The 22,041-nt window shown below is 70.8% G+C and carries 21 protein-coding genes and 1 pseudogene; 6 read left to right on the forward strand and 16 right to left on the reverse strand.

The annotated features are described in order from the left end of the window. Positions 1-163 precede the first annotated feature (163 nt). The 5 genes from JIAGA_RS30400 to JIAGA_RS0116985 are packed head-to-tail and all read right to left on the reverse strand — an operon-like array spanning position 164 to position 7,229. A complete protein-coding gene (locus JIAGA_RS30400) occupies positions 164-2,944 on the reverse strand; it encodes a sugar-binding protein (RefSeq protein ID WP_051426198.1) in 2,781 nt (926 codons plus the stop codon). Between the two features lie 42 nt (positions 2,945-2,986). Next, entirely contained in the window at positions 2,987-3,790 is an 804-nt protein-coding gene (locus tag JIAGA_RS0116970; protein WP_026876588.1) for a carbohydrate ABC transporter permease, read from the reverse strand. Beyond that, entirely contained in the window at positions 3,787-4,719 is a 933-nt protein-coding gene (locus tag JIAGA_RS0116975) for a carbohydrate ABC transporter permease (RefSeq protein WP_051426199.1), read from the reverse strand. The genes JIAGA_RS0116970 and JIAGA_RS0116975 overlap by 4 nt, the downstream gene beginning before the upstream one ends. Positions 4,720-4,729: 10 nt before the next feature. Then, positions 4,730-6,085 carry an extracellular solute-binding protein gene (locus JIAGA_RS30405; protein WP_035812638.1) on the reverse strand — a complete coding sequence of 452 codons (1,356 nt, stop codon included), beginning with the start codon at positions 6,083-6,085 and terminating at the stop codon, positions 4,730-4,732. Between the two features lie 46 nt (positions 6,086-6,131). Then, a complete protein-coding gene (locus JIAGA_RS0116985; protein ID WP_211239704.1) occupies positions 6,132-7,229 on the reverse strand; it encodes a PfkB family carbohydrate kinase in 1,098 nt (365 codons plus the stop codon). Between the two features lie 198 nt (positions 7,230-7,427). On the opposite strand from JIAGA_RS0116985, the gene JIAGA_RS0116990 reads away from it, so the two are divergent. Beyond that, positions 7,428-8,180, forward strand: a complete 753-nt coding sequence (locus JIAGA_RS0116990) for a DeoR/GlpR family DNA-binding transcription regulator (RefSeq protein WP_026876591.1) — start codon at positions 7,428-7,430, stop codon at positions 8,178-8,180. Next, positions 8,177-9,520, forward strand: a complete 1,344-nt coding sequence (locus JIAGA_RS0116995; RefSeq protein WP_026876592.1) for a 6-phospho-beta-glucosidase — start codon at positions 8,177-8,179, stop codon at positions 9,518-9,520. Before JIAGA_RS0116990 ends, JIAGA_RS0116995 begins: the two co-directional genes overlap by 4 nt. A gap of 42 nt (positions 9,521-9,562) precedes the next feature. Here JIAGA_RS0116995 and JIAGA_RS0117000 read toward each other — a convergent pair whose 3' ends face one another. Beyond that, positions 9,563-10,324, reverse strand: a complete 762-nt coding sequence (locus tag JIAGA_RS0117000; RefSeq protein WP_026876593.1) for a hypothetical protein — start codon at positions 10,322-10,324, stop codon at positions 9,563-9,565. A gap of 119 nt (positions 10,325-10,443) precedes the next feature. Between JIAGA_RS0117000 and JIAGA_RS0117005 the strand changes: the two genes are divergently transcribed. Then, a complete protein-coding gene (locus JIAGA_RS0117005; protein WP_026876594.1) occupies positions 10,444-11,001 on the forward strand; it encodes a TetR/AcrR family transcriptional regulator in 558 nt (185 codons plus the stop codon). A 50-nt stretch (positions 11,002-11,051) separates the two neighbouring features. Here the strand turns inward: JIAGA_RS0117005 and JIAGA_RS0117010 are convergent, their stop codons facing one another. From JIAGA_RS0117010 to JIAGA_RS0117025, 4 genes are all read right to left on the reverse strand, one after another. Then, complete coding sequence (locus JIAGA_RS0117010; RefSeq protein WP_051426677.1) at positions 11,052-11,972, reverse strand: trypsin-like serine peptidase; 921 nt, start codon at positions 11,970-11,972, stop codon at positions 11,052-11,054. A 207-nt stretch (positions 11,973-12,179) separates the two neighbouring features. Next, positions 12,180-12,983 (reverse strand): DUF5134 domain-containing protein, encoded by an 804-nt coding sequence (locus tag JIAGA_RS0117015; RefSeq protein WP_157553251.1) that lies wholly within the window; start codon positions 12,981-12,983, stop codon positions 12,180-12,182. A 705-nt stretch (positions 12,984-13,688) separates the two neighbouring features. Next, positions 13,689-14,066 (reverse strand): VOC family protein, encoded by a 378-nt coding sequence (locus JIAGA_RS0117020; RefSeq protein ID WP_026876597.1) that lies wholly within the window; start codon positions 14,064-14,066, stop codon positions 13,689-13,691. 186 nt (positions 14,067-14,252) lie between these two features. Beyond that, positions 14,253-15,029 carry an AraC family ligand binding domain-containing protein gene (locus JIAGA_RS0117025; protein ID WP_026876598.1) on the reverse strand — a complete coding sequence of 259 codons (777 nt, stop codon included), beginning with the start codon at positions 15,027-15,029 and terminating at the stop codon, positions 14,253-14,255. A gap of 82 nt (positions 15,030-15,111) precedes the next feature. Between JIAGA_RS0117025 and JIAGA_RS0117030 the strand changes: the two genes are divergently transcribed. Further along, positions 15,112-15,534 carry a DUF2000 domain-containing protein gene (locus JIAGA_RS0117030; RefSeq protein ID WP_026876599.1) on the forward strand — a complete coding sequence of 141 codons (423 nt, stop codon included), beginning with the start codon at positions 15,112-15,114 and terminating at the stop codon, positions 15,532-15,534. Here the strand turns inward: JIAGA_RS0117030 and JIAGA_RS0117035 are convergent. Next, positions 15,509-15,835 (reverse strand): putative quinol monooxygenase, encoded by a 327-nt coding sequence (locus JIAGA_RS0117035; RefSeq protein ID WP_026876600.1) that lies wholly within the window; start codon positions 15,833-15,835, stop codon positions 15,509-15,511. The genes JIAGA_RS0117030 and JIAGA_RS0117035 overlap by 26 nt on opposite strands. A gap of 51 nt (positions 15,836-15,886) precedes the next feature. Next, on the reverse strand, positions 15,887-16,402 hold the full coding sequence (locus JIAGA_RS30410) for a MarR family winged helix-turn-helix transcriptional regulator (RefSeq protein ID WP_035812640.1): 516 nt from the start codon (positions 16,400-16,402) through the stop codon (positions 15,887-15,889). Positions 16,403-16,674: 272 nt separating this feature from the next. Between JIAGA_RS30410 and JIAGA_RS36165 the strand changes: the two are divergent. Beyond that, a pseudogene (locus tag JIAGA_RS36165) lies at positions 16,675-17,025 on the forward strand (PaaI family thioesterase); the annotation flags it as partial. A 64-nt stretch (positions 17,026-17,089) separates the two neighbouring features. Here the strand turns inward: JIAGA_RS36165 and JIAGA_RS0117050 are convergent. From JIAGA_RS0117050 to JIAGA_RS30420, 4 genes are all read right to left on the reverse strand, one after another. Next, entirely contained in the window at positions 17,090-17,575 is a 486-nt protein-coding gene (locus JIAGA_RS0117050; RefSeq protein ID WP_026876601.1) for an anthrone oxygenase family protein, read from the reverse strand. Between the two features lie 143 nt (positions 17,576-17,718). Beyond that, positions 17,719-18,570 carry an FAD binding domain-containing protein gene (locus JIAGA_RS0117055; RefSeq protein ID WP_026876602.1) on the reverse strand — a complete coding sequence of 284 codons (852 nt, stop codon included), beginning with the start codon at positions 18,568-18,570 and terminating at the stop codon, positions 17,719-17,721. Then, positions 18,567-20,951: a xanthine dehydrogenase family protein molybdopterin-binding subunit gene (locus JIAGA_RS0117060; protein WP_026876603.1), complete on the reverse strand. Its 2,385-nt coding sequence runs from the start codon at positions 20,949-20,951 to the stop codon at positions 18,567-18,569. Before JIAGA_RS0117060 ends, JIAGA_RS0117055 begins: the two co-directional genes overlap by 4 nt. Continuing rightward, the gene (locus tag JIAGA_RS30420; protein ID WP_051426678.1) at positions 20,948-21,514 is read right to left on the reverse strand and encodes a (2Fe-2S)-binding protein; all 567 of its coding nucleotides are present in this window, start codon (positions 21,512-21,514) and stop codon (positions 20,948-20,950) included. Before JIAGA_RS30420 ends, JIAGA_RS0117060 begins: the two co-directional genes overlap by 4 nt. A gap of 266 nt (positions 21,515-21,780) precedes the next feature. On the opposite strand from JIAGA_RS30420, the gene JIAGA_RS0117070 reads away from it, so the two are divergent. Next, complete coding sequence (locus JIAGA_RS0117070) at positions 21,781-22,011, forward strand: hypothetical protein (RefSeq protein WP_035812641.1); 231 nt, start codon at positions 21,781-21,783, stop codon at positions 22,009-22,011. Positions 22,012-22,041: the final 30 nt, after the last annotated feature.

Here is a 22,041-nt window from a genome sequence, read left to right on the forward strand (position 1 = left end):
AGACGATTCTAAGTCTCGAATGGGACTCAGTGTCAATTCATTCTCGGTCTCGCTCTGGTTGTCCAAGGGGCCGGAACGCACCGGTGCCCGTGACCGTCGTCGGCCACGGGCACCGGTGGATCACCAGGTCTCTGCTCGCTTCAGCAGGTCATTTCCGAATCGGTCAGCGGACCTCCTCCGCGAGGGCGAGGGTGCCGTCGTCGGTGATGAACGCCACCAGCGCCTGCAGTTCGCCGGCGTCCCCTGCGCCATCGAGTGGTACGTCCACCGTGGTCCGGCCGGCATCGACGTCCACCTGGGTGGAGCCGACCACGGCCTCGCCGTCCCAGATGAACACGTTCGCCCGGCCGGACTCGCGGGCGCGCAGGCCCACCTCGGCCGTCGACCCGGACGCCTGTGCGGACGTCAGCCGCGCGGTGCCCGCCGGCAGCTTCGGAGCCCCGCCGAGCCCGACGCCGTCCACCGCGGACTGGGCAATGCTCTGCGGCGAGTCGACGCTGAGCGCGGCGGTGTCGGGCATGGTCGGCGGAACCGGGTCCGAGCCTGCGTCGGTCAGCCCGGGCAGGGTGGCCAGTGCCCACCGGAACGGGTCGGCCTGCACACCGTTGAACGTCGACCAGCCGATGCGGGTCTGGCCGGTCTTGTCCTGCGTGTCGGAGTCGTAGACCAGAACGTTGAGCCCCATCCGCTCGGGGTCGACGTTGTCCGGCAGTACGTCGAACGGGATCTTCGCCTCGATCGTGTAGCCGGTGTAGCCGTCGGCCGCGGTCGCTCCGCCCGCGCAGGCGCCGCAGCCGCAGGAGCCGCAGCTCCCGTGCCCGCTCTGGACCCGCGAGGTGCCCATCACTGCCGCGACCTCCATGCCCGGCGCGGTCTCCGCACCCGGTCCCTGGCGGTTGTCGGCGTCGCGCTGGAAGCACGGGTCGCCTTCGGTGGTGGTGGGGAAGATGCCGGTCTTGAACGTGGTCGACGTGTTCGACGAGGTCCCGCGCGGGTCGACGGTGATCTCGACCGCATCGGTGCGCCAGTGCCGCTTGCAGTCCTCGAGCGGCAGCACGGCGCCGAGGACGTCGTCGGTGACCTCCACCAGGAAGTAGAGGGCGTCGTCGGTGAAGCTGACCCGCGTGGTCGCGGACGCGTCGACCGGCTCGACCGCCTGGCCCTCCCACATCGTCGAGGTGTCGATCGCCTCGCCGGGGTACTCGCCGTCGCCGGCGACGCCGTCGACCACCGGCTCCGCCGACGGTTGCGGCACGGTGGTGGTCGGCACCAGCTCCAGGGTGGCGTCCTGGGTATCGGTGCCAGCGCCGAAGTCGGTGACGATGCGCAGCGGGTACCCGCCGTCAGGCGCCCGGTTGGACGTCGGCAGCGAGGTGTCGTCGTTGGTGACGTCGAAGGTGACGGTGGTGCTCTCGCCCTGCGCGAGGTCAGCGAAGGCTGCCGTCGCCGGCTCCGCGCTGAACCCGTCGGCCAGCTCCAGGGTGACCGAGCCGGTGGCGGGCGCGACGCCGTCGTTGGTGACGTCGACGGAGACGGGCTGGGTGCGCCCGGTACCGACCGACGTGATGGTGGGGATCAGGCTCTCCAGCTTCGGCAGGTTCTGCTCCGCGGTCCACTCGGCGAACACCTGCGCCTCCGGGCGCTGCGCCAGCTCGCCGCGGACGGCGGTCGTGGTCTCGACGGCCGCCTCGTTCGAGCCGGTGCCGCCGCTTGCGCTCAGCGTGGCCTGCAGCGCGACCCGCTCGTCCGCGGCTGCGTCGGCCGGCGGGGTGACGACGGCGTCGATGCTCACCGTGCGGCCGGGGGCCAGTGCGGGCGGCAGGGCGGCGTCGTCGACGCTGACCTCCCACCCGGACGGGGCGGTCACCTCGAGCGACGGGCGCACCAGCGGCCGCTTCGGCGCCGCGGTGACCTCGACGGTCGCGGTGAACGGCTCACCCGGCAGCACTCGGAAGGTGTCCGGCGTGATGGTCAGCTGGGTGCCCAGCGGCAGGCCGCCCTCGGTCGGCAACACGGCGCCCTGGAGTGCCGCCGTAGGCCCGGCGGTGGTCGACGGGTACGGCGTGCGGCTGGCGATCAGCGTGAACCAGTCGCAGCCGTTCTGCTCCGGGTCGGTGGGCGGCGGCGGGAACACGGCCCACCCCTGGCTGACGTACTCCCACTGCGACTGGCGCTCGCGCAGCGCCCACATCTCTCCGGTCTCCTCCGACAGCCGGCCCTGCCAGACGCCGAACACCCGGTCAGTAGGGTCGGCCGGTGTGTACGCGGTGGTTTCGCAGGCCGATCCGGTGACACCGCGGCCGGTGGCGCCGCCGCGCAGGATGCGCGCGACACTCCAGGTGTCCAGGCCCTCCTCGGACAACTGCTCCGGGAACGCCTCGGGGTCGGCGGCGGCCTCGTACGCCTCGACGGCCAGCCGGGCGGCCTGCTGGTGATGGCCGTGGTTGCCCGCGGTCGGCGACGGGTTCATCGTCACGATGACCTCGGGCCGGGTGCTGCGGACCACCCGGACGACCCGTTCGAGGGCGTCCGCGCTCCAGACTTCGTCGGTCAGCGGCGCGCTGGCGTTGTAGAAGAAGTCGACCTCGTCGAGGTTGTAGACGTGCTCGATGTTCGCGTTCCCGACGGCGCGGCGCTCCTCGGCCTCGCGCAGCATGCCCAGCTCCGGGCCCTCCTCGAGGCCGACGGCGTTGCCTCCGCCCTCGCCGCGGGTGACGGTGATGACACCGGCGCGGATGTCGTCGTACTCGTTCCACTGACCGAACGCGGCCAGCGAACCGGCCTCGTCGTCCGGATGCGCGCCGATGTACAGCACGTCCAGGTCGACGGCGTCGCTCGACCCGCCGCCCGCCGCTCCGGCCCCGGCCGCGACCGCCGCGGCCGGGAGCGTCGCGGCGAGGAGCGCGGCACTGGCGGCTACAGCAGCATGCCTGGCTGCTCGCATGGTGACTCCTCTCGAAAAGTGGTGCCAACCTTCGGACGCCGGCTATTTGACGGCGCCCTCGACCATCCCCCGGATGAAGTGACGCTGAAGGAACAGGTAGACCACGACGACCGGCAGCGCGACGAGCGTGGCGCCGGCGGCCAGCAACGCGGTACCGGAGGTGTACTGGCCCTGGAAGAACGCCAGCCCCAGCGGCGCGGTGCGCAGGTTCTCGCTGGTGGCCATGATCAGCGGGATCAGGAACTCGTTCCACGTCCACATGAAGACCAGCACGACCATCGTCGTGACGGCGGGCCGGCCCATCGGAACCAGCACCTGCCACAGGGTGCGCCAGTGCCCGGCGCCGTCGAGCCGGGCGGCCTCGACCACCTCCCGGGAGCTGGTGCGGAAGTACGCGCGCATCCAGAACGTGCCGAACGCCGTCGACTGCGCCACCTGCGGCATCACGATGGCGACGAGGGTGTTGGTGAGCCCGATCTCGCGCAGGTCGAAGTAGAGCGCCACGACCAGCGCCTCCGCCGGCACCATGATGCCCAGGAGGATCAGGTAGAAGATCACCTCGGAGCCGCGGAACGACATGGTGCCGAACGCGTAACCGGCCAGCACCGAGATGAGCGTCGACAGGCCCACGACGAGGATCGCCACGATGACACTGGTGCGCATGTAGGAGCCGAACTGGCCCTGGTCCCACGCGTCGGCGAAGTTCTCGAAGTGGAAGGAGCCGCCGCCGCCGATCTGGTCGTTGGACAGTGCCGTGGACAGGATCAGCAGGACCGGGAAGATCGCGATCACCGCGAACAGGACCAGGATGGCGTAGTTGGCGAGCCGTTCGCCGCGGGAGATCATCGCTGCCCCCGCTCGCCGACGCGGTTGATGACGACCGTCATGGCGAACACGACGGCCGTGAGCACGATGGCCAGGGCGGTCGCGGTGCCGACCCGGCCGAGCAGGAACGCGTTGTTGTACACCTGGTACGACGGCACCGTGGTCTCGGTGCCGGGGCCGCCGCTGGTCATCACGTACACCAGGTCGAACGTCTTCAGCGCGGCGATGACGGTCAGCGTCAGCGCGACGGCGAGCTCGCCGCGCACCGACGGCAGCGTGATGGAGAAGAACTCGCGCAGCGGGCCGGCGCCGTCGAGCCGGGCGGCCTCGTACAGCTCGCGCGGGATGCGGGCCATGCCGGCCAGGAACAGCACCAGGCACAGGCCGGTGCCGACCCAGGTGCCGACGATGCCGACCGACGGCAGCGCCCAGGTGTAGTCGCCCAGCCACGGCCGGGCCAGCGAGTCCAGCCCGACGAAGCGCAGCACGTCGTTCAGCGGGCCCTGCGGCTCGTAGATCTGCCGCCACGCGATCGCCACCACGACCATCGGGATGACCTGCGGCAGGAACAGCACCACCCGGAAGAACCCGAGGCCGCGCAGGACCGCGCGGCTCATGGTCGCCGCGAGCAGCAGGCCGAGCGTCACCGGGATGACCGCGTAGAACACGATCAGGACCAGTGCGTGCACGAACGCGCCACGCAGCTGCGGCTCGGTGAAGACCGCCTGGTAGTTGGAGAGCCCCACCCAGGTGCTGGCGCCCAGGCCGTTCCATTCGTACAGCGAGAACTGCGCGGTGCGGATCAGCGGGTACAGGATGAACAGCGCGAAGACCAGCACCGCGGGCAGGATGTAGAGGTAGGCGACGCGGCGTGGTTCGCCTGGCCGGCCACGCCGCCGGGGGGTCCCGGCGGTCGCGACCGGCGTGGCCACCTGTTGTGCGGATGTCATACGGACGACGTCACGACCCGGTCGCCGCGGTGTACTCGGCTTCGAGCGTCTCCAGGAACTGCTGCGGCGTGGACTGTCCACCCATGAGGTTCTGCACGGCCGCGGTGATGGTGTCGTAGAACGTCTCGGTCGCGTAGTCGAGATACGGGACGAGCAGGTCGTCCTCGCCGGCCTGTGCCCAGGCGTCGAACACCTCCGCCTGCAGGCCCTCGGTGGTCTGCTGGTCGGCCTCGATGACCGGCAGGTTGCCGGCCTCGGTGACGGCGGTCATCGCCTCGGAGCTGGTGATGAAGTCGATGTACGCCGCCGCGGCGTCCTGGGCGTCGCTGTTGGCCGGAATGGCCCACGGGATGCTGATGCCGCCGGTGACGAGGTTCTGCCCGCTCGCGCCGGCCGGGGTGAGCACGAACCCGACCTCGTCGCCCATGGCGGAGGTCAGGTCGGCCACCAGCCAGGTGCCGCCGACGAAGAACACGCCGTTGCCCTGGGCGAACGACTGCCAGGCGCTGTCATACGAGACGCCGTTGAACCCGTCGACGAAGAAGCCGGAGTCGACCCACGAGACCGTGGTCTCGGCGGCGGCGACGTTGTCCTCGGACATCCAGGACGAACCCGGACGGCCGAAGCCGAGGTTGCGGATGGTCTCGGCGTCGGAGAACTGGTTCTGGATGAACCCGAACTCGTGGATGCCCGCCCACGGCTCGGAGTTGCCGAACTGGATCGGGATCTCACCGGCGGCCTGCGCCGCGGCGAGGGCCGCTTCGAAGTCCTCGGTGGTGGCCGGCGGCTCCAGCCCGAGCGCGTCGAGCTTCGTCTTGTTGTAGTAGAGACCGACGATCTCGCCCATCTGCGGCAGGCCGTACAGCTCGCCCTCACCGTAGGTGGCGCCGTCCTCGCTGTAGGACGCCAGCGCACGCACCGATTCGGGGAACCGGTCGAACCAGCCGTACGCCTCCGCGTAGCCGTCCAGCGGCGTCAGTAGGCTCGAGGCCACGTACTGGCCCATCTCGGGGCGGCCGTTGTTGGCCTGGACCACGTCGGGGGCATCCTCACCGGACAGCGCCAGCCGCAACGTGGTGCGCAGGTCGTCGGTGGAACGGGAGACCCGCTCGATGGTGATGTTCGGGTAGGCCTCCTCGAACGCGGTGTTGAGCGCCTCGATCTGCTCGGTCTGGCCTTCGCGGACCTCCTGGTCCCAAACCGTCAGGGTGACGTCGCCCAGCTCCGACGCGTCGGTCTGGACGTCGCCGGCGGTCGGCGCGTCGCCGGCGTCGTCATCGTCGCCACCCGGTGCGCACGCGGCGATCAGCAGCGCCGCGGCTGCCGCGGCACCCCATCGGGTGGACGTTCTGGTGAACAGCGTCATGACTCCTCGGCCCTTTCGCTCACTCATGCGGTGCCCTAGCGGGCGTCTAGCGCCCGGCCCGGAAGCCCAGCGTCGCGATGGCTCGCGATACCTCCGGCAGGGCGTCGTCCGGGACGATCCTCTCCAAGAACTCGTAGTCGGCGGCCAGGCCGGGGTCCTTGGACCCGACCTCGCGGTACCACAGCGCGATGTCGCCCCAGCCGGGTGAGGCGAGGGCGCCGCCGAAGTGCCGCACGGACAGTGCGGCGCCCAGGTTCGCCAGCCGCAGGCTGTGCACCAGCGGCCAGCCTGCCAGCGTACCGACCATGAGCCCGGCGACGAACACGTCACCCGCGCCGGTCGGGTCCAGCGCCTGCACCGGCACCGCGTCCGCGTGCACCGGCCGGCCGGTCTCGCGGTCGAACGCCACCACACCGTCGGCGCCGTTGGTGACGACGGCCAGCGGCACCAGTTCGGCCAGGGCTTCGGCCGCGGCCTCCGGGGTGTCGGTGCGGGTGTAGCTCATGGCTTCGACGGCGTTGGGGGAGAAGGCGTGGCAGCCGGCCAGGTTCTCGCGCAGGCGGCCGAGGTCCCAGCGGTCTTCGGGGTCCCAGCCGATGTCGGCGAAGACCAGTCCGCCGCCGGCGGCGACGGAGTCGACCCACGGCTGGCGGTCCGCCCCGAGGTCGACGAAGCAGGAGCGGGCCTGCGGCGGCTGGTCGACCAGCCTGCGCAGCGCCTGGGGCTGGTGGCCGTGCGTGACCATGGCGCGGTCGCGCTGGAAGACCATGGAGACGGTAACGGGCGAGTGCCAGCCGGTGACGTAGCGGGAGTAGGTGAGGTCGATGCCCTCCTGCACCCCGAGCGTCTGGCGGCAGTAGTCGCCGTAGAGGTCCTCGCCGAACGTGGCCGCGAGGCCGGTGCGCAGTCCGAGCCGGGCGCAAGCGACGGCGAGGTTGGCCACCCCGCCGGGGCTCGAGCCCATGCCGTCGGCCCAGACCTCGGTGCCCTGCCGGGGCGCGCCCTCCATGCCGGTGAAGACGATGTCGAAGAAGACGGTTCCGGTGAGGAACACGTCCAGGTCCGGCCCGTCATCCTCGCGCCGGTCCGCCAGCGGGTCGTGCCGCGTCGGCGCGCGGAACGGATCGCGAGCGATGTTGGACACTGCCGGACCTCTCCCCCGTGGTTCGCGGATTGTGTTGGTGGAACCCTAGTTCCGCTGCTCGTAAATGACAAGATATGAGCGCTTGTGATGCCGTGCACGCGGTTTTCGGGGTGCTCGGCGGAGTCTAACGCGCAGTTATGCGCATCTTGTCGCATCGGTGGTGTTCGAATGAGCGAAGATGACTGATATGGTTCAGTCGTGCTTCCACAGCGCCGGTACGAGCTCATCATGCAGATCCTCCGTGCCGAGGGTCCGGTGGCGGTGGCCACGCTCGGGACGCGGCTGGGTGTCAGCCAGGCCACCATCCGGCGTGATCTGACCTGGCTGTCCGACCAGGGCCTGCTCACGCGGGTACGTGGCGGCGCCGCGGCCAGCACGTCGCTGGAGCCGTCGTTCGCGGCCGTCGCCACCGAGGCTCACCATTCCAAGGACGCCATCGGACGCAGGGCGGCGGAGATGGTCGAGGACGGTGACGTGATCCTGCTCGACATCGGCACCACGGTGCACCGCCTCGCCGCGCACCTGCGCGGCCGGCAGGTCACGGTGATGACCGCGAACATGGCCGTCTACGAGGAGCTGGTGCCCGACCCCGACATCGAGCTGATCCTGCTCGGCGGTGTGGTGCGGCGCAACTACCGCTCCCTGGTCGGCTTCCTGACCTCCGACGCGGTGCGGCAGCTGCGGGCGGACAAGCTGTTCATGGGCACCAGCGGGGTGCGCTCGGACGGCACGTTGATGGACACGACGATGGACGAGGTCCCGGTGCGCCGGGCCATGATCGCCTCGGCCGACCAGGTGGTTCTGCTGGCCGACGCGGCCAAGTTCCCCGGCAACGGTTTCGCCACGGTATGCGGGCCGGATGCCCTGGACGTCGTCGTGACCGATGCCGACGAGGGCGCTCCCGCCCTCGACGCGCTACGAGAGAACGGTGTGAAGGTGGTCCTCGTATGAGGTTGACGATCCTCGGCGGCGGCGGTTTCCGGGTGCCCCTGGTGCACCGGGCGCTGTCCGGCAGCGACTCCGGCGTCGACACGATCGTGTTGCACGACACGGATCCGGCCCGGGTCCGGGCGGTGCAGGCGGTGCTGGCGGAGCGTTCGGCCGACGGCGGGCCGGAGCTGGTCGTCGAGAGCGACCTGGCGGCGGCGGTGCGCGGCACCGACTTCGTCTTCTCCGCGATCCGGGTCGGCGGCCTGGCCGGCCGGTCCTGCGACGAGCGCTCGGCACTGGGCGAGGGCGTGCTCGGCCAGGAGACGACCGGCGCCGGCGGGGTCCTCTACGGGCTGCGGACGGTGCCGGTGGCGCTGCGCATCGCCGAGACCATCGCGGCCGAGGCGCCCGACGCCTGGGTCATCAACTTCACCAACCCGGCCGGCATGGTCACCGAGGCCATGAGCTCGGTGCTGGGCGACCGGGTCATCGGCATCTGTGACTCGCCGGTCGGGCTGTTCCGGCGGGTGGCGCGGGCGCTCGGGGTGTCCATGTCGGACGCCTGGTTCGACTACGCCGGGCTCAACCACCTCGGCTGGCTGCGCCGGGTTCTCGTGAACGGCCGCGACGTGCTCCCCGGGCTGCTGGCGTCCGACGACGCGCTGGGCTCGTTCGAAGAGGGCAAGCTGTTCGGTGCGCCGTGGCTGCGCACGCTCGGCACCGTCCCGAACGAATATCTGTACTACTACTACTTCACCCGTGACGCCATCGGCTCCGCGCAGGCGGCGCCGGCCACCCGCGGCGAGTTCCTGCTGGCTCAGCAGGAGGCGTTCTACGCCGCCGGTCCCGACGCGTCGGCCGCCGGTGGGGCGGCACAGCGCTGGGACGACGTGCGGCGCGAGCGGGAGGCCACCTACATGGCCGAGAGCCGTGAGGCCGCGGGCGTCGGCGAGCGCGACACCGCCGACCTGGACGGCGGCGGCTACGACCGGGTGGCGCTGGCCCTGATGCGGGCCATCGCCGCCGATGAACGGACGACCCTGGTGCTCAACGTGCGCAACCGGTCGGCCCTGCCGGGCCTTGATGCCGACGCCGTCGTCGAGGTGCCGTGCCTGGTGGGTCGCAACGGCGCCCACCCGCTTGCTGCCGGCGCACTCGACCCGGCCGCGTCGGCACTGGTGGCGACCGTGAAGGCGACCGAGCGGGCGACCATCGCTGCGGCCCGCTCCGGCTCGCGGTCCGCAGCGGTGGCCGCGCTGGCGAGTCACCCGCTGGTCGACTCCGTCACCACAGCTGGGCGGCTGCTCGAGCGTGAGCTGGCGGCGCTGCCGGAGCTGCGCTCGGTGCTGGTCGCCGACTGACGCCGTCGCGGCCCCGCGCCGCGCCCGCCGCCGAGCTCGCGATCACGCGAGCCGGTACAGCGTCGGCTGGGCGGAGATGCCGTTCGCGGCGAAGTTGGCCAGCACGAAGCGGCGGAACGACCGGCGGAACACCATGCGCGGCGCCACATCGCGCAGCCGGTCCCACCGGCAGTGGTTGACGATGCCGTACTCGCGCGGCTCACCGTCCAACGGCGCCAGGACGCGGGAGTTGTCCAGGCCGGTGTTCACGTGCCACCAGCCGGCGGTGTACTCCCAGACCGGAACGAGCTCGCGCTCGTCGTCGGCGTAGAAGAAGTTGAAGAGGAAGACGCCGGGGCGGGTGGCGTCGACGTCGCCCATGTTTCGGGGGTTGCCGGCGGCCAGTTCGTAGGTGCGCCGGGCGGCGTGGCGGACCCGCCCGGCCAGCCGGGCGTACGCAGGGTGCTCGCGCAGGGCGGCCGCGGCCTCGGGCGTGACCGTCTCCACCAGTACGACGACGTCGTAGCGCGCCGGGCGGGTCAGCCGGCCCGCCGCCGCCGCGCGCCGCAGCAACCCGTGGTTCTCTCCGAACGCCAGGTGGGCGAAGCCGCGGAACACGGTGGCCCGGACGACGTGGTCGCCGGTGGCCGCCGGCAGCTGCCGGGTCAGCGCGGTGATCTCGGCCAGCATGCGTCGCTTCGAGCGGCTGCCGGGCAGGAACATCGGCCTGCGGTCGACCTCCGCGGCCAGCAGCAGGTAGCCGGCCGGGCTCGGCGCCTCCAGTTCGGCCGGGGCTGGGTTCAGGTGTTCATTGACGATGCGCATCGCGGTTCCTCTCCTCTGCCAACGGCTGTTGGCCAACGCTCGTTGGCATAACTCTACGACCATTAGAGCAGAGGAGTCAACGGTTGTTGGCCAACGCTTGTTGGTCTAGGCTCGGTGCCGTGAGAAGGACAGCGGAGGAGACGAAATCAGTGATCCTCGCGGCCGCCCGGGAACGGTTCGCGGCCGACGGCTATGAACGGGCCACCATCCGGGCGATCGCCGCGGACGCACGGATCGACCCGTCCATGGTGATGCGATACTTCGGCTCGAAAGAGAAGCTGTTCGCGGCCGCGGCGTATTTCGACCTGGAGCTGCCCGAGCTCGTGGCGGCGCCGCTGGGGGAGGTGGGCCGCCGGCTGGCCGGGCACTTCCTGGACCGCTGGGAGGCCGACGAGGGACTGATGGTCCTGCTGCGCTCCGGCGTCACGAACGCCGACGCCGCGGAGCGGATGCGGTCGATCTTCGCCGAGCAGTTGTTGCCGGTGGTGGCGCGGTTCGGCGGCGACCCACACGAAGCGGGCCGCCGGGCCGGGCTGGCGGCGAGCCAGGTCCTGGGCCTGGCGCTGTGCCGGTATCTGCTGCGGTTCCCGCCGATCGCCTCCATGAGCAGGGCCGAGGTCGTGGACTACGTGGGCCCGACGCTGCAGCGCTACCTCACCGGCGACTCGGGGGAGTAGCCGGTGAGGTAGCGGAGATCGGCAGGTGTGCCGAGTTCGGGTGCGGTGCGTCAGGCGCCCGCGGCGGCGTTGTAGACCGACCGCACGGTCCCGCCGAAGTACGGCCCGTACATGGTGTTCCGGTCGTTGGTGTACTTGTAGCTGTTGACGGAGTTCAGCCGGCCACCGGTGATCCAGCCGCCGCCGGACGACCCGCCGGTCATGTCGCAGGGGATGCCCTGAGTGGTGGAGCCGCCCGGGTCGTTGCGGGCCGTGCCGCTGCAGGAGAAGAGCCGCTGGCCGTTGAACGGGCTGGCCGCCGGGTAGCCGTACGACGTGTACGACAGGCCCCGTCCCTGATCGAAGGCGATCGGGTAGGAGCCGACGACGTCGGTCAGGCTCTGCCCGGTGCCGTTCTCGTTCATCACCGCGAACCCGGCGTCGACGGCGAAGTCGCCGCTGTTCGCCCAGCCGGTCGACGTGAACAGGTCCGAGGCGGTCCACTGGCCGTGCGGTGCGGCACCGTCGTGGTAGGCAGGTACGAACGTGAACCGGGACGCGAAGCCTCCTCCGCCGCCCTCGTGCAGGCAGTGCCCGGCGGTGGTGACGACGTCGCCGTTCGAGCTGGACGTGGCCGTGCCGGAGCAGACGTAGTCGACCCCGCCGATGGTGAAGAACACCTTGCCCAGCTCCGGCCGCGGATTCTCCGGCTCGGCAGCGCGGGCGATGCCGGCCCGCGACTCAGCCGCCGTGGCGGACGTGCCGTCGACCAGCACCTCGGCCGGGACGGCCGCACGCATCCGCTCGGGCGTCCAGTACTCGATGACGCTGCGTTGTTGCGCCTTCGTCGTGGCCAGTTCCTGATGGACGACGACGGCGGCGTCCGCGCCGGTGTTGCCGGCGTCGGGAGCGGCCACCGCCGGGATGGCGGCAACACCCGGCACCACGAGCGCGGCGCCGGCCAGGAGAGATCGAATGACGGGTTTCCTCATGCCCATTCCTCCCTGTTGAGGCATAACGTCAGATTCGACGCGTTGCTCAACGTACAGTCAACAACCTGTCATGTACAGGTATGTCGCAATTTTCGGGCATGGTAGAGCCGCAGACAACACCGACCACCGGTAGTCAGGTTTCGGTCATGACCGTTGTCGTATCGTCGAAATATGCAGGCCTGACGCGGTGCGGTGGAGCCGGTGCGGTCAGAGCGACGCGAAGAAAATCAACGCCATGCCGACGCTCAGGGCCACCTCGCTGGCGCACCGCCCAGCCGACGACGACAGCAGGCGCGACCCGCCGCGCGCGGATTCCGGCCGGGAGGCCGGCGCCGGCGGCAGGCCGGGACCGGCGGGCATGGCCAAGCGGTAGCTCAGTCGCACGGCCGGTTCGCCCACGCGAAAGCCCAGCGACGTCGCGGCGACCAGGAAATACAGTCCGAGCAGCCAATGGACGCCAGCGGCGGTCGCCACCTGGTGCTGCGTGCTCGCGGCGGTGTCCGCGGCCACCCCATGGCTCGTCGCGAACATGACGATCATGGCGACGCAGCCCACGAGGTGGTGCAGGTTGTAGCCGCCGTGCTCGCGTGCCGCGGCGCCGTCGGCGCTGCTGGTCAGGGGCCAGCCGGCCGCGGTCAAGCCGGGAGCCGGGGCGGCCCGCCGCCGGCGAGCCGCGCGGTCCGGGCCGGGCCAGCCGTCCGGATCGGATGCGCGGTCACCGGCCCGGCTCATCAGGCCGTCGTGCCACAGGATCGTGGCGAACCAGGCCGCCAGAACGCCGAACACGAGCACGCCCAGCGGTGCGGGAACGGGATTCTCGTCGAGCGGCGCGACCGTCAGCGCCATCGCCGCTCCCATGAGGGCATGGGAGATGTCGGCGACAGGTTCGCCCGCGAAGCCGGGCCGGCCGCGGTGGGTGAGCCGCCAGGCGACCACCCGCCCCGTGCAATACAGCGCGACGGCGGCGAGCGCGACGGACAGGGCGGTTCGGGCCAGGTCGATCGACGTCATCGGCGTCACTCCCCGTTCGTTCGGGTGCCAGCGGTCAGGCCGTCGCAGCCGGAGCGGGCCAGCCGTCTCGGTTCATGTGACGGCCTCCCGTGCTTCGCGGCCCGATGACGCCGGCGCAGGTCACGCCGTGGGTTCACCGTAGTGGAGTAGGGGCGCCGAGAAAAGCCTTGAATTCATTCCTGACGCTCAGTAATTTAGCGGTCATGACTGCCTTGACGTCGCCCATCGATGGCTGGAGCGTCATGCTTCCGCAGTACTTCGAGCAACAAACGATTCCCACTGCATCAAGCCACTGCAGATTGGAATCAGAAAACTCTTGTCGGTCATGACTTCGGGTGTCATTGTGGAGTCACAACTGAACACTGGAGTCCCGCTCGGGACGATCAGCTTCACACCTGGTTCCTGAGCGGCTGTGGCTGCGGCTTCTCGGGGGTCTTCCAACCCACAAGGGAGGAACGATGAAGGGTAGGCACAGGCGGCGGCGTCCCACCAGGTCGCGCAGGGGCTGGCCTCTTGGCTGGTTGAAGAGTTCCGCGCGCGGACGTGGGGAAGATCCGAATGCGGTGGTGGTCACCAGGTGACGCCGGGGCACTCCAGGTCCTGAGGCGCCCGTCCCGTCACGGGGGAGGGCGGGCAGTCACAGGACACGAAAGGTCCAGCTCGAAATCGAGCTGGACCTTTCGTGTGTGTGGAGCGATTTTCCCCTCAGCTCTCCTGGATCACCGACATCACGTTGCCGGCGGGGTCGGTGAACCACGCGATGAGCGGGCCGCCGCCGCGGAATATGCCCTTCTCATCGGTTTCGATCGGGGTTCCCTCGTAACGCTCGAACCGCACGCCGCGGCGGGTGAGTTCCTCGACGGCGGCCTCGATGTCGTCGACCGGGAAGTTGAGGATGGTGAACGATGCCGGCGTGTGGTCGTCCTTGGGGTAGACCAGGATCGGCGTCCGGCCGGCGATGCGCAGCTCGAGCATGCCGTTCTGTTCGCCGACATCCAAGCCCAGTGTCTCGGTGTAGAACTGCTTGGCGCGCGGGACGTCGTCGACCGAGAAGCCGCTGAAAGCCTCGCTGTTCTGGAACATGTGGTTCTCCTTCCGTGGCGGTCACGCGGCCGGTGCCGCCGGGCGCGGTGGTGGCCGCGTCGTCGCCCACCTGGTCGGTGGCCTCAGGTGTACAGACCAGACTGGCACCGAAGGCTCATCGATGGCCGGCCCGGCGGCGATCGACTCGACGAAGCGCCACCAGGGCATCTGCCGCGCGGGAGCCCGTCAGGTCCGGGCGGCGTATCGGGCCGGGCCGACACCCAGATACCGGGTGAAGTGCCGGGTCAGGTGGGCCTGGTCGTAGAAGCCGGCCGCCGTGGCCACGTCAGCGGGGCGGTGGCCGTCCAGCAGCAGCCGCCGCGCCAGCTCGACCCGGCGACCGGTGAGGTACCGGTGCGGCGGCAGGCCGAACGCCGTGGTGAATGAACGGACCAGGTGGGTGGGGTGTGCGTGGAGTTCGGCGGCCGCGTCGCGCAGGGTGAGGCCGCTGGTCGTCCGGGAGTCCAGCAGCTCGCGCAGCCGACCCGCCAGCGCGGCCGGTGCGGGTCGCGGGCCGTCGGACGGTTGCCGCAGCCGCTGTCGCAGCCGGTCGCGGATCAGCACCAGGCGGCTCTCGGCTTCCAGGTCGTCGCCGGGCTGATCCAGAGCGCGGTGCAACTGGTGCAGTCGTTGCCGCAACCTGCGGTCCAGCAGCGTCGGTTCGTCCACAGCGGAACCGATCAGGTCGTCGCCGAGGACGGACGGGTCGAGGTACAGCACCCGCTTGCGGAACCCACCGGGGGTAGCGGCACGACCGTCATGAGGCACGTGCGGCGGCAGGAGCGTGACCGCTGAGCCGCCGGCGCCGTGGTGATGACGGTCGAGATCGAAGCGGATGGCGCCGTCGTCGACGATCAGCAGCGTCCACGCGTCGTGCGTGTGCGCGGGGTAGGCGTGATCGGTGAAATGCGCATGGAAGACCTCGACCACCCCGGGCACGGGCGGGCGCCAGGCGCGCACCATGGCTGGAGCGCCGGCGGTGTGCGAGTGCTGCACGCTAAGACCGTACAAGACCCGGGGCCGGCGTCGGCGGCACGCTGGCCGGGTGACCGATGAGATCCGTTTCACCACCAAGATCGCCGTTCTGCTCGCCGAAGACCTCGAGGTCTGGCAGCGGCTCAACGTCACGGCGTTCCTGATCAGTGGCGTCGCCGGCGCGGAACCGGAGCTGCTGGGAGAGCCGTACGCCGATGCCGACGGCACCGCATACCTGCCGATGTTCCGCCAGCCGGTCATGGTGTTCGCCGGCGCCGACGATGTTCTCCGCGCCGCGCACCGGCGGGCCGTGGACCGCGGCCTGCGCCCGTCCGTGTTCACCCGGGAGTTGTTCGCCACCGGCAACGATCGCGACAACCGGGCCGCGGTGCGAGCCGTCCCGCGTGATCAGCTCGATCTCGTCGGACTGGCCGTGCACGGGCCGCGGAACGCGGTGGACAAGATGATCAAGGGCGCTCGCCTGCACCCGTGAGCGGGACGCCCAAGCCGCCGACGAGCCGCACCTCCTGACCGCTGAACTCGCCGGTGAGCATGGGCATCGCCGCGGCGATGGCGGCCTTCGTCTCGGGCAGCTCCAAGGAGGCGTCGTGGTGCTCCTTGCTCTCCCAGATCTCGCTGATCCAGATGACGTCGTCGTCGGTGTCGGAGACGCCCACGGCATAGAGTTGGCAGCCGGCGGCGCGCAGGCCGTCGGTGCCCTCGAGCAGGATGGCGACGACGTCGTCGCGGTGGCCGGGCCGGGTGCGCATACTGCCTTGGTATCCGTAGTTCACGTTGCCGATCGTGTCACGGCAGGTGGGACGGCGGCTTGTATGAACCCGACTTCAGCCGCGGCTGCCGATCTCCGCGACCAGCGCGCAGGTGTCGGCAACCGGGTCGATGTGGTTCACGTGCGCGGCGAGCCGGCCGAGCATCTCCCGCAGCGCCTGGCGATCGGCGTCGTCGAGGCAACCGAGCACGTGGTCTTCGGCGCGCAGCATGCGCCGGTCGACCTCGGCCAGGGCCTCGCGGCCGTGCGCGGTGGCGACGACGCGGCGGTTGCGCCGGTCGGCCGGGTCGGGCTGCCGTTCCACCAGGCCCGCGTCGACGAGGTCGTCGAGCAGGTAGGTCATGACGGTCTTGTCGATGCCCAGCCGCTGGGCGAGGGCGGACTGGCTGCGGGGCTCGTCCCGGACGGCGGCGGCGAGCACGTGCCGGCCGCGGTGCCCGCCGGGGATGCCGGCGGTAGCGGCGTCGGCGGCCTTGAGGTAGGCCCGGAAGACTACGCCGAGCATGAAGCCGACATCGCCGTCCAGCGCATCGGGCGCCGGACCTCCGGGGCGGCTCGTGGCGGTGGTCATGCCTCGAGTCTATGTCTCCGGTGTCTTCGCATAAATTCTTGGCGGCAGAAGATCTGCATATCAGACGGATCGGCGGACGGCGCCGGGCCCGGGAAGCGGCCGGACATCGCGCACGTCCGCGACGTCGTGCCCGTCCTCGCAGCGCACCGTGGCATGCACGGACGCGCCACAGTCCGCGTGCGCGAATCGGGAGGGCGAGCCGGCCGGACCGGTCAGGTAGCGCTCGCCCCAGTCATGTACGGCGAGCAGGACCGGATAGAGGTCGAAGCCCGGAGGCCGAGGAGGGCCGGGTGGTGGTTCACACCAGCCCGCAGGAGTTCCACTACAACCCGCTCGGCACCGTGCACGGCGGCGTGCTGGCCACCATCCTCGACACCGCGACGGGCTGTGCCGTGCACTCCGTGTTGCCGGCCGGGGTCGGCTACACCTCGCTCGACCTGACCACGAAGTTCCTGCGCCCGGTCACCGTCGCGTCCGGCGAACTGCGCTGCGAGGGCACCGTGATCTCCCGCGGTCGCACCACCGCGTTGGCCGAGGCGCGCATGACCGACGGGGCCGGCCGGCTGGTCGCACACGCCGTCTCGACCTGCCTCCTCTTCGAGGCCGCACCGCCCTCCCCATGATCATCAAGACTTGACCCGGCCATGACCGGGACAACTCTTGATGATCATGGGGAGGGCGGGGGCGTCAGGTCGCCGCGATCCCGGCGATGAACAGGATGGTGGCGGCCAGGCTGGCCACCGCGCGCACGTGGTTCCACGACGTCCACTCGCTGTAGTAGCGGGCCCACCGCTCGGGGACCCCCGGCCCGTCGGCGTCGACGGTGCCCAGCGCGTTGTTGCGCGGCACGTGGTAGCCGGCGGTGAGCCCCAGCGATCCGGCCAGGAACAACACGCCCGCCACCAGCAGGTAGACGGCCTCGTCGTTGCCCCACCGGGCGAACGACAGCACCACCGACACCAGCGAGAAGACCGCCGACCCCGTGAACACCACGAGGAACCAGGGGTTCATGACCGCGACGTTGATCGCCTGCATGGAGCGGGTCGCCTCGGCCGGAGCGAGCCGGCGCAGGCCCGGCATCACCATGGCCGAGAACGCGAAGTAGACCCCGGCCATCAGCCCGGCGCCGAGCGCCGAAGCGAACGTCAGGGCAATGAACACGTTGTCGGGCATGGCGACCTCCAGACCATGATCACGGTGATCCTAGAGGCTGCCGTCGCGTTCGCCACGCCCCCACGCCGCACCCTGCCCATGATCATGTTCCCTCGCGGTCACCCACCGACCGCGAGGGAACATGATCATGGGAGAGGCCCGGCTCAGCCCGCGGCGGCCACCAGCGATCGCCGGGTGAGGACGGTCGCCAGGTGGCGGCGGTAGTCCGCCGACGCGGTGCCGTCACTCAGCGGATTGGTGCCGTCGGTGGCCCGGCCGGCGGCTTCGGTCATCGCCTCCACCGTCGCCGGCGCTCCCGCCACCGCCGCCTCGACGGCGCGCGCCCGCACCGGCGAGGGGCCCATGTTGGTCAACGCCACCCGAGCCTCGGCGACCGTGCCGTTGGAGCGGCGGACCGCCGCGGCCACCCCGACCACTCCCCAGGACTGCGCCATCTGGCTGAACTTCTCGTAGTGCACGCGCCAGCCGGGCAGCTTCGGCACCCGGACCGACATCAGCAGCTCGCTCGGCCGCAGCGCCGTCGTCAGGTAGTCGACGAAGAACTCAGACGCCGGCACCTCCCGCGCGCCGCCCGGGCCCATGATCGAGAAGGTCGCGTCCAGTGCCAGCGCCACCCCGGGAAGGTCGGCGGCCGGGTCGGCATGTGCCAGCGATCCGCCGAACGTGCCGAGGTGCCGGACCTGCCGGTCCGCTACCACCGCGGTGGCCTGCGCGATCATGGGCGCGTGTTCGCGCACCATCGCGTTGGTCATGACGTCGTCGTGGGTGGTCATGGCGCCGATGACGAGTGCGTCGCCGTCGTCGCGGACGCCGCGCAGTTCGCCGATGCCGCCGACGTCCACCAGCATGGCCGGAGCGGCCAGCCGCAGCCGCAGCATCGGGATCAGGCTCTGCCCGCCGGCCAGCACCTTCGCGTCCTCGCCCCCGTCCGCGAGAGATGTGAGTGCCGTCTCGAGGTCCGTGGGCCGTACGTAGTCGAACGCCGCCGGGATCATGCGCGGCCACCTCCTTCGCGGATCGCCTGCCACACCCGTTCCGGTGTGCAGGGCATCCGCACGTCGGTGACGCCGAACGGCCGCAGCGCGTCGACGACGGCGTTGACGACGGCCGGGGTCGAGGCGATGGTTCCCGCCTCGCCCACGCCCTTCGCCCCGAGCGGATGCCCGGGCGCCGGCGTCTCGGTGCGGTCGGTGACGATGTCCGGCAGGTCGGCCGAGCTGGGCATCGTGTACTCGACGAACGTACCTGTCATGAGGTTGCCCTCCTCGTCGTAACGGGCCTCCTCGAACAGCGCCTGGGCGATGCCCTGGGCGACCCCGCCGTGCACCTGGCCCTCGACGATCATCGGGTTGACGACGCGTCCGATGTCGTCGACGGCGACGTAGGAACGGATGTCCACCCGGCCCGTCTCGGTGTCGACCTCCAGCGCGCACAGATGCGTGCCGTGCGGGTAGGAGAAGTTCTCCGGGTCGAACGTGGCGTCGGCGTCAAGGCTGGACTCGATGCCGTCGGGCAGGTCGTGCGAGGTGAACACCGCGAACGCGCAGTCGGCGAGCGTCTTGCTCGCCCCGGGTGTGCCCTTGACCCGGAAGGCGCCGTCGCTGAACTCCAGGTCGGCGGGGTCGCACTCCAGCAGGTGCGCCGCCACCGGCTTGGCCTTCTCTACGACCTTCCGGCAGGCGTTGACCAGGGCGATGCCGCCGACGGCCAGCGAACGCGAACCGTAGGTGTCCAGGCCCTTGTGCGACGTGCGGGTGTCGCCGTGCAGCACCTCGACGTCGTCGAACGCGACCCCGAGCTGGTCGGCGGCGATCTGGCTCCATGCCGTCTCGTGACCCTGCCCGTGCGGCGAGGTGCCGGTGATGACCTCGACCTTGCCGGTGGGCAGCATCCGCACCGACGCGGACTCCCAGCCGCCGGCGGCGTAGCGCAGCTGCCCGAGAATGCGCGACGGCGCCAGGCCGCACATCTCGGTGTAGGTGGACACCCCGATGCCGAGCTGGACGGTGTCGCCGCGGTTGCGGCGCTCGAGCTGTTCGCGGCGCAGATCGGCGTACCCGAACAGCTCCATGGCTCGGGCGGTCGCCGACTCGTAGTCGCCGGAGTCGTAGGTTAGGCCGGCGGACGTGGAGAACGGGAACTCGTCGCTGTTGATCCAGTTGCGGCGCCGCAGCTCCAAGGGATCCATGCCCAGTTCGGTCGCGAGCTCGTCCATGATGCGTTCCAACGCGAACGTCGCCTCCGGCCGGCCCGCGCCACGGTAGGCGTCGGTCTTGGTGGTGTTGGTGAACACGCCGGTGCACTCGAACCGATAGGCCGGGAACTTGTAGATGCCGCCGTACATGAACGCACCCAGGATCGGTATGCCCGGCGTGATGATGCCGAGGTAGGCGCCCATGTTGGCCAGCAGTTTCACCGACATCCCGGTGACGGTGCCGTCGCGGCGGGCGGTCACGGTGACGTCCTGGATCTGGTCGCGCCCGTGGTGGGCGGAGAGCATGGTTTCCGACCGGGACTCGACGAACTTGACGGGGCGCCCGAGCCGCCGGGCGGCCGCGAACGCGATGAACTCCTCCGGTGTGGCCTGGAGTTTGCCGCCGAACCCTCCGCCGACGTCGGGCGCTATCACCCGGATCTTGTGCTCGGGCACGCCCGTCGACAGCGACAGCAGGATGCGCAGGATGTGCGGGACCTGGGTGGAGGACCACATGGTGAGTTGCTCACCGGTCGGGTCGACGACGACGCAGCGCGGTTCCATGAACGCGGGGATCAGCCGCTGCTGGATGAAGCGGCGCTTCACGACGACCTCGGCCTCTGCCTCCGCCCGGGCGACGTCGTCGCCGGTGCCGGCCTGGGCGGAGTCGAGCACCCACGTGTAGCACTTGTTGGTGCCGGCCGACTCGTGCACCAGCGGGGCGCCGTCGGCGAGCGCGGCCTCCATGTCGAGCACGACGTCCAGCGGTTCGTAGTCGACCTCTATCGCCTCGATGGCGTCCAGCGCGCTGGCCCGGTCGCGGGCGGCGACGACGGCGACCGGCTCGCCCGCGTGCCGCACCGCGTCCAGCGCCAGCGGCGGGTAGGCCGGCAGCACCGTGTCCTCGGTGACCGGCCAGACGCATGGCATGCTGCCCTGCAGCTCCTCGACGTCGCGGCCGGTGAACACGTCGACGACACCGGGCAGCTCGCGCGCCGAGGACACGTCGATGCCGGTGATCCGCGCATGTGCCATCGGGCTGCGCACGATCGCCAAGTGCAGCATGCCGGGCAGGCTGAGGTTCTCCGTCCACATGGTCCGGCCGGTGATCAGCCGAGCGTCCTCCTTGCGGCGGCGGTCGCGGCCGACCTCGCCACCGGTTCGTTCCTCGGTGACGGTCACGGGGTCACCTCCCGGGCGGCGGGCGGCCCGGCTGGAGCCGTGCCAGCGGGAGCCGTACCGGCGGGTTGCGCGGTTTCGGGCGTGGACGGGATGCTGGTCCGCATGGACGCCGCCGCGGCGTGCACGGCGCGGACGATGTTCTGGTAACCGGTGCAGCGGCAGAGGTTGCCCTCGAGCCCTTCGCGGATCTCAGCGTCGCTGGGGTCGGGTTTCTCGCCGAGCAGGTCCACCGCGGCCATGATCATGCCGGGCGTGCAGAACCCGCACTGCAGGGCGTGACTGTCGTGGAAGGCCTGCTGGACGGGGTGGAGCTCGCCGTCGCGGCCGGCCAGCCCCTCGACGGTGGTGACATCCATGCCGTCGGCCTGCACGGCCAGCACCGAGCAGCTCTTCACGCCGCGGCCGGAGAGCAGGACGGTACAGGCGCCGCAGTTGCTGGTGTCGCAGCCGACGACGGTACCGACCTTGCCGAGGCGGTCCCGCAGGTGGTGCACGAGCAGGGACCGCGGCTCGACGTCGTCGTCGTATCGCACACCGTCGACCGTCATGCTGATTCTGGTCATGGGCACTCCCGCCTACGCCAGGGCCGAGCGGGGCGCGTCGGCCCGACCAAGCGCAACGGGACGGACCGTGCGGCGCGCTTCACCTCCTCGTGTCGGTGATCAGGTGCGGTCGAGGACGTCCGGATCCCGATGCGCGCTGTCTGTGACCAGCAAAGTGCCTCGCCACGCCGACCGCAAGGGGTTCGGGTGAAACGGTGTGACCCAGCACACACGTGAGCGGATTCACCCGCCCGCGACCTGGTGATCATGCGCCCGGCCGCGTCACGATGACGGTGACGACTCGCGGCGAGGACGGCGCGATCCGACGCTCCCGCGAGGACGACGCCATGCTGTTCGACTGCCCGGAATGCGGCCTGCCGGCCACGGTGACGACGCGCGGCCACCTGCCCAGCACCGCGGGGCCGGTCGAACACGTCCAGGTCCACTGCGTGACCGGGCACCGCTTCCTCGGTCCGGCGGAGTCGTTGCGGGTCGTGCTGTCGCCCGACCCGGCCTGAGGCCCGACTCCGACGATCATTGGTCCGGAC

Source organism: Jiangella gansuensis DSM 44835, assembly GCF_000515395.1.
Lineage (GTDB): Bacteria > Actinomycetota > Actinomycetes > Jiangellales > Jiangellaceae > Jiangella > Jiangella gansuensis.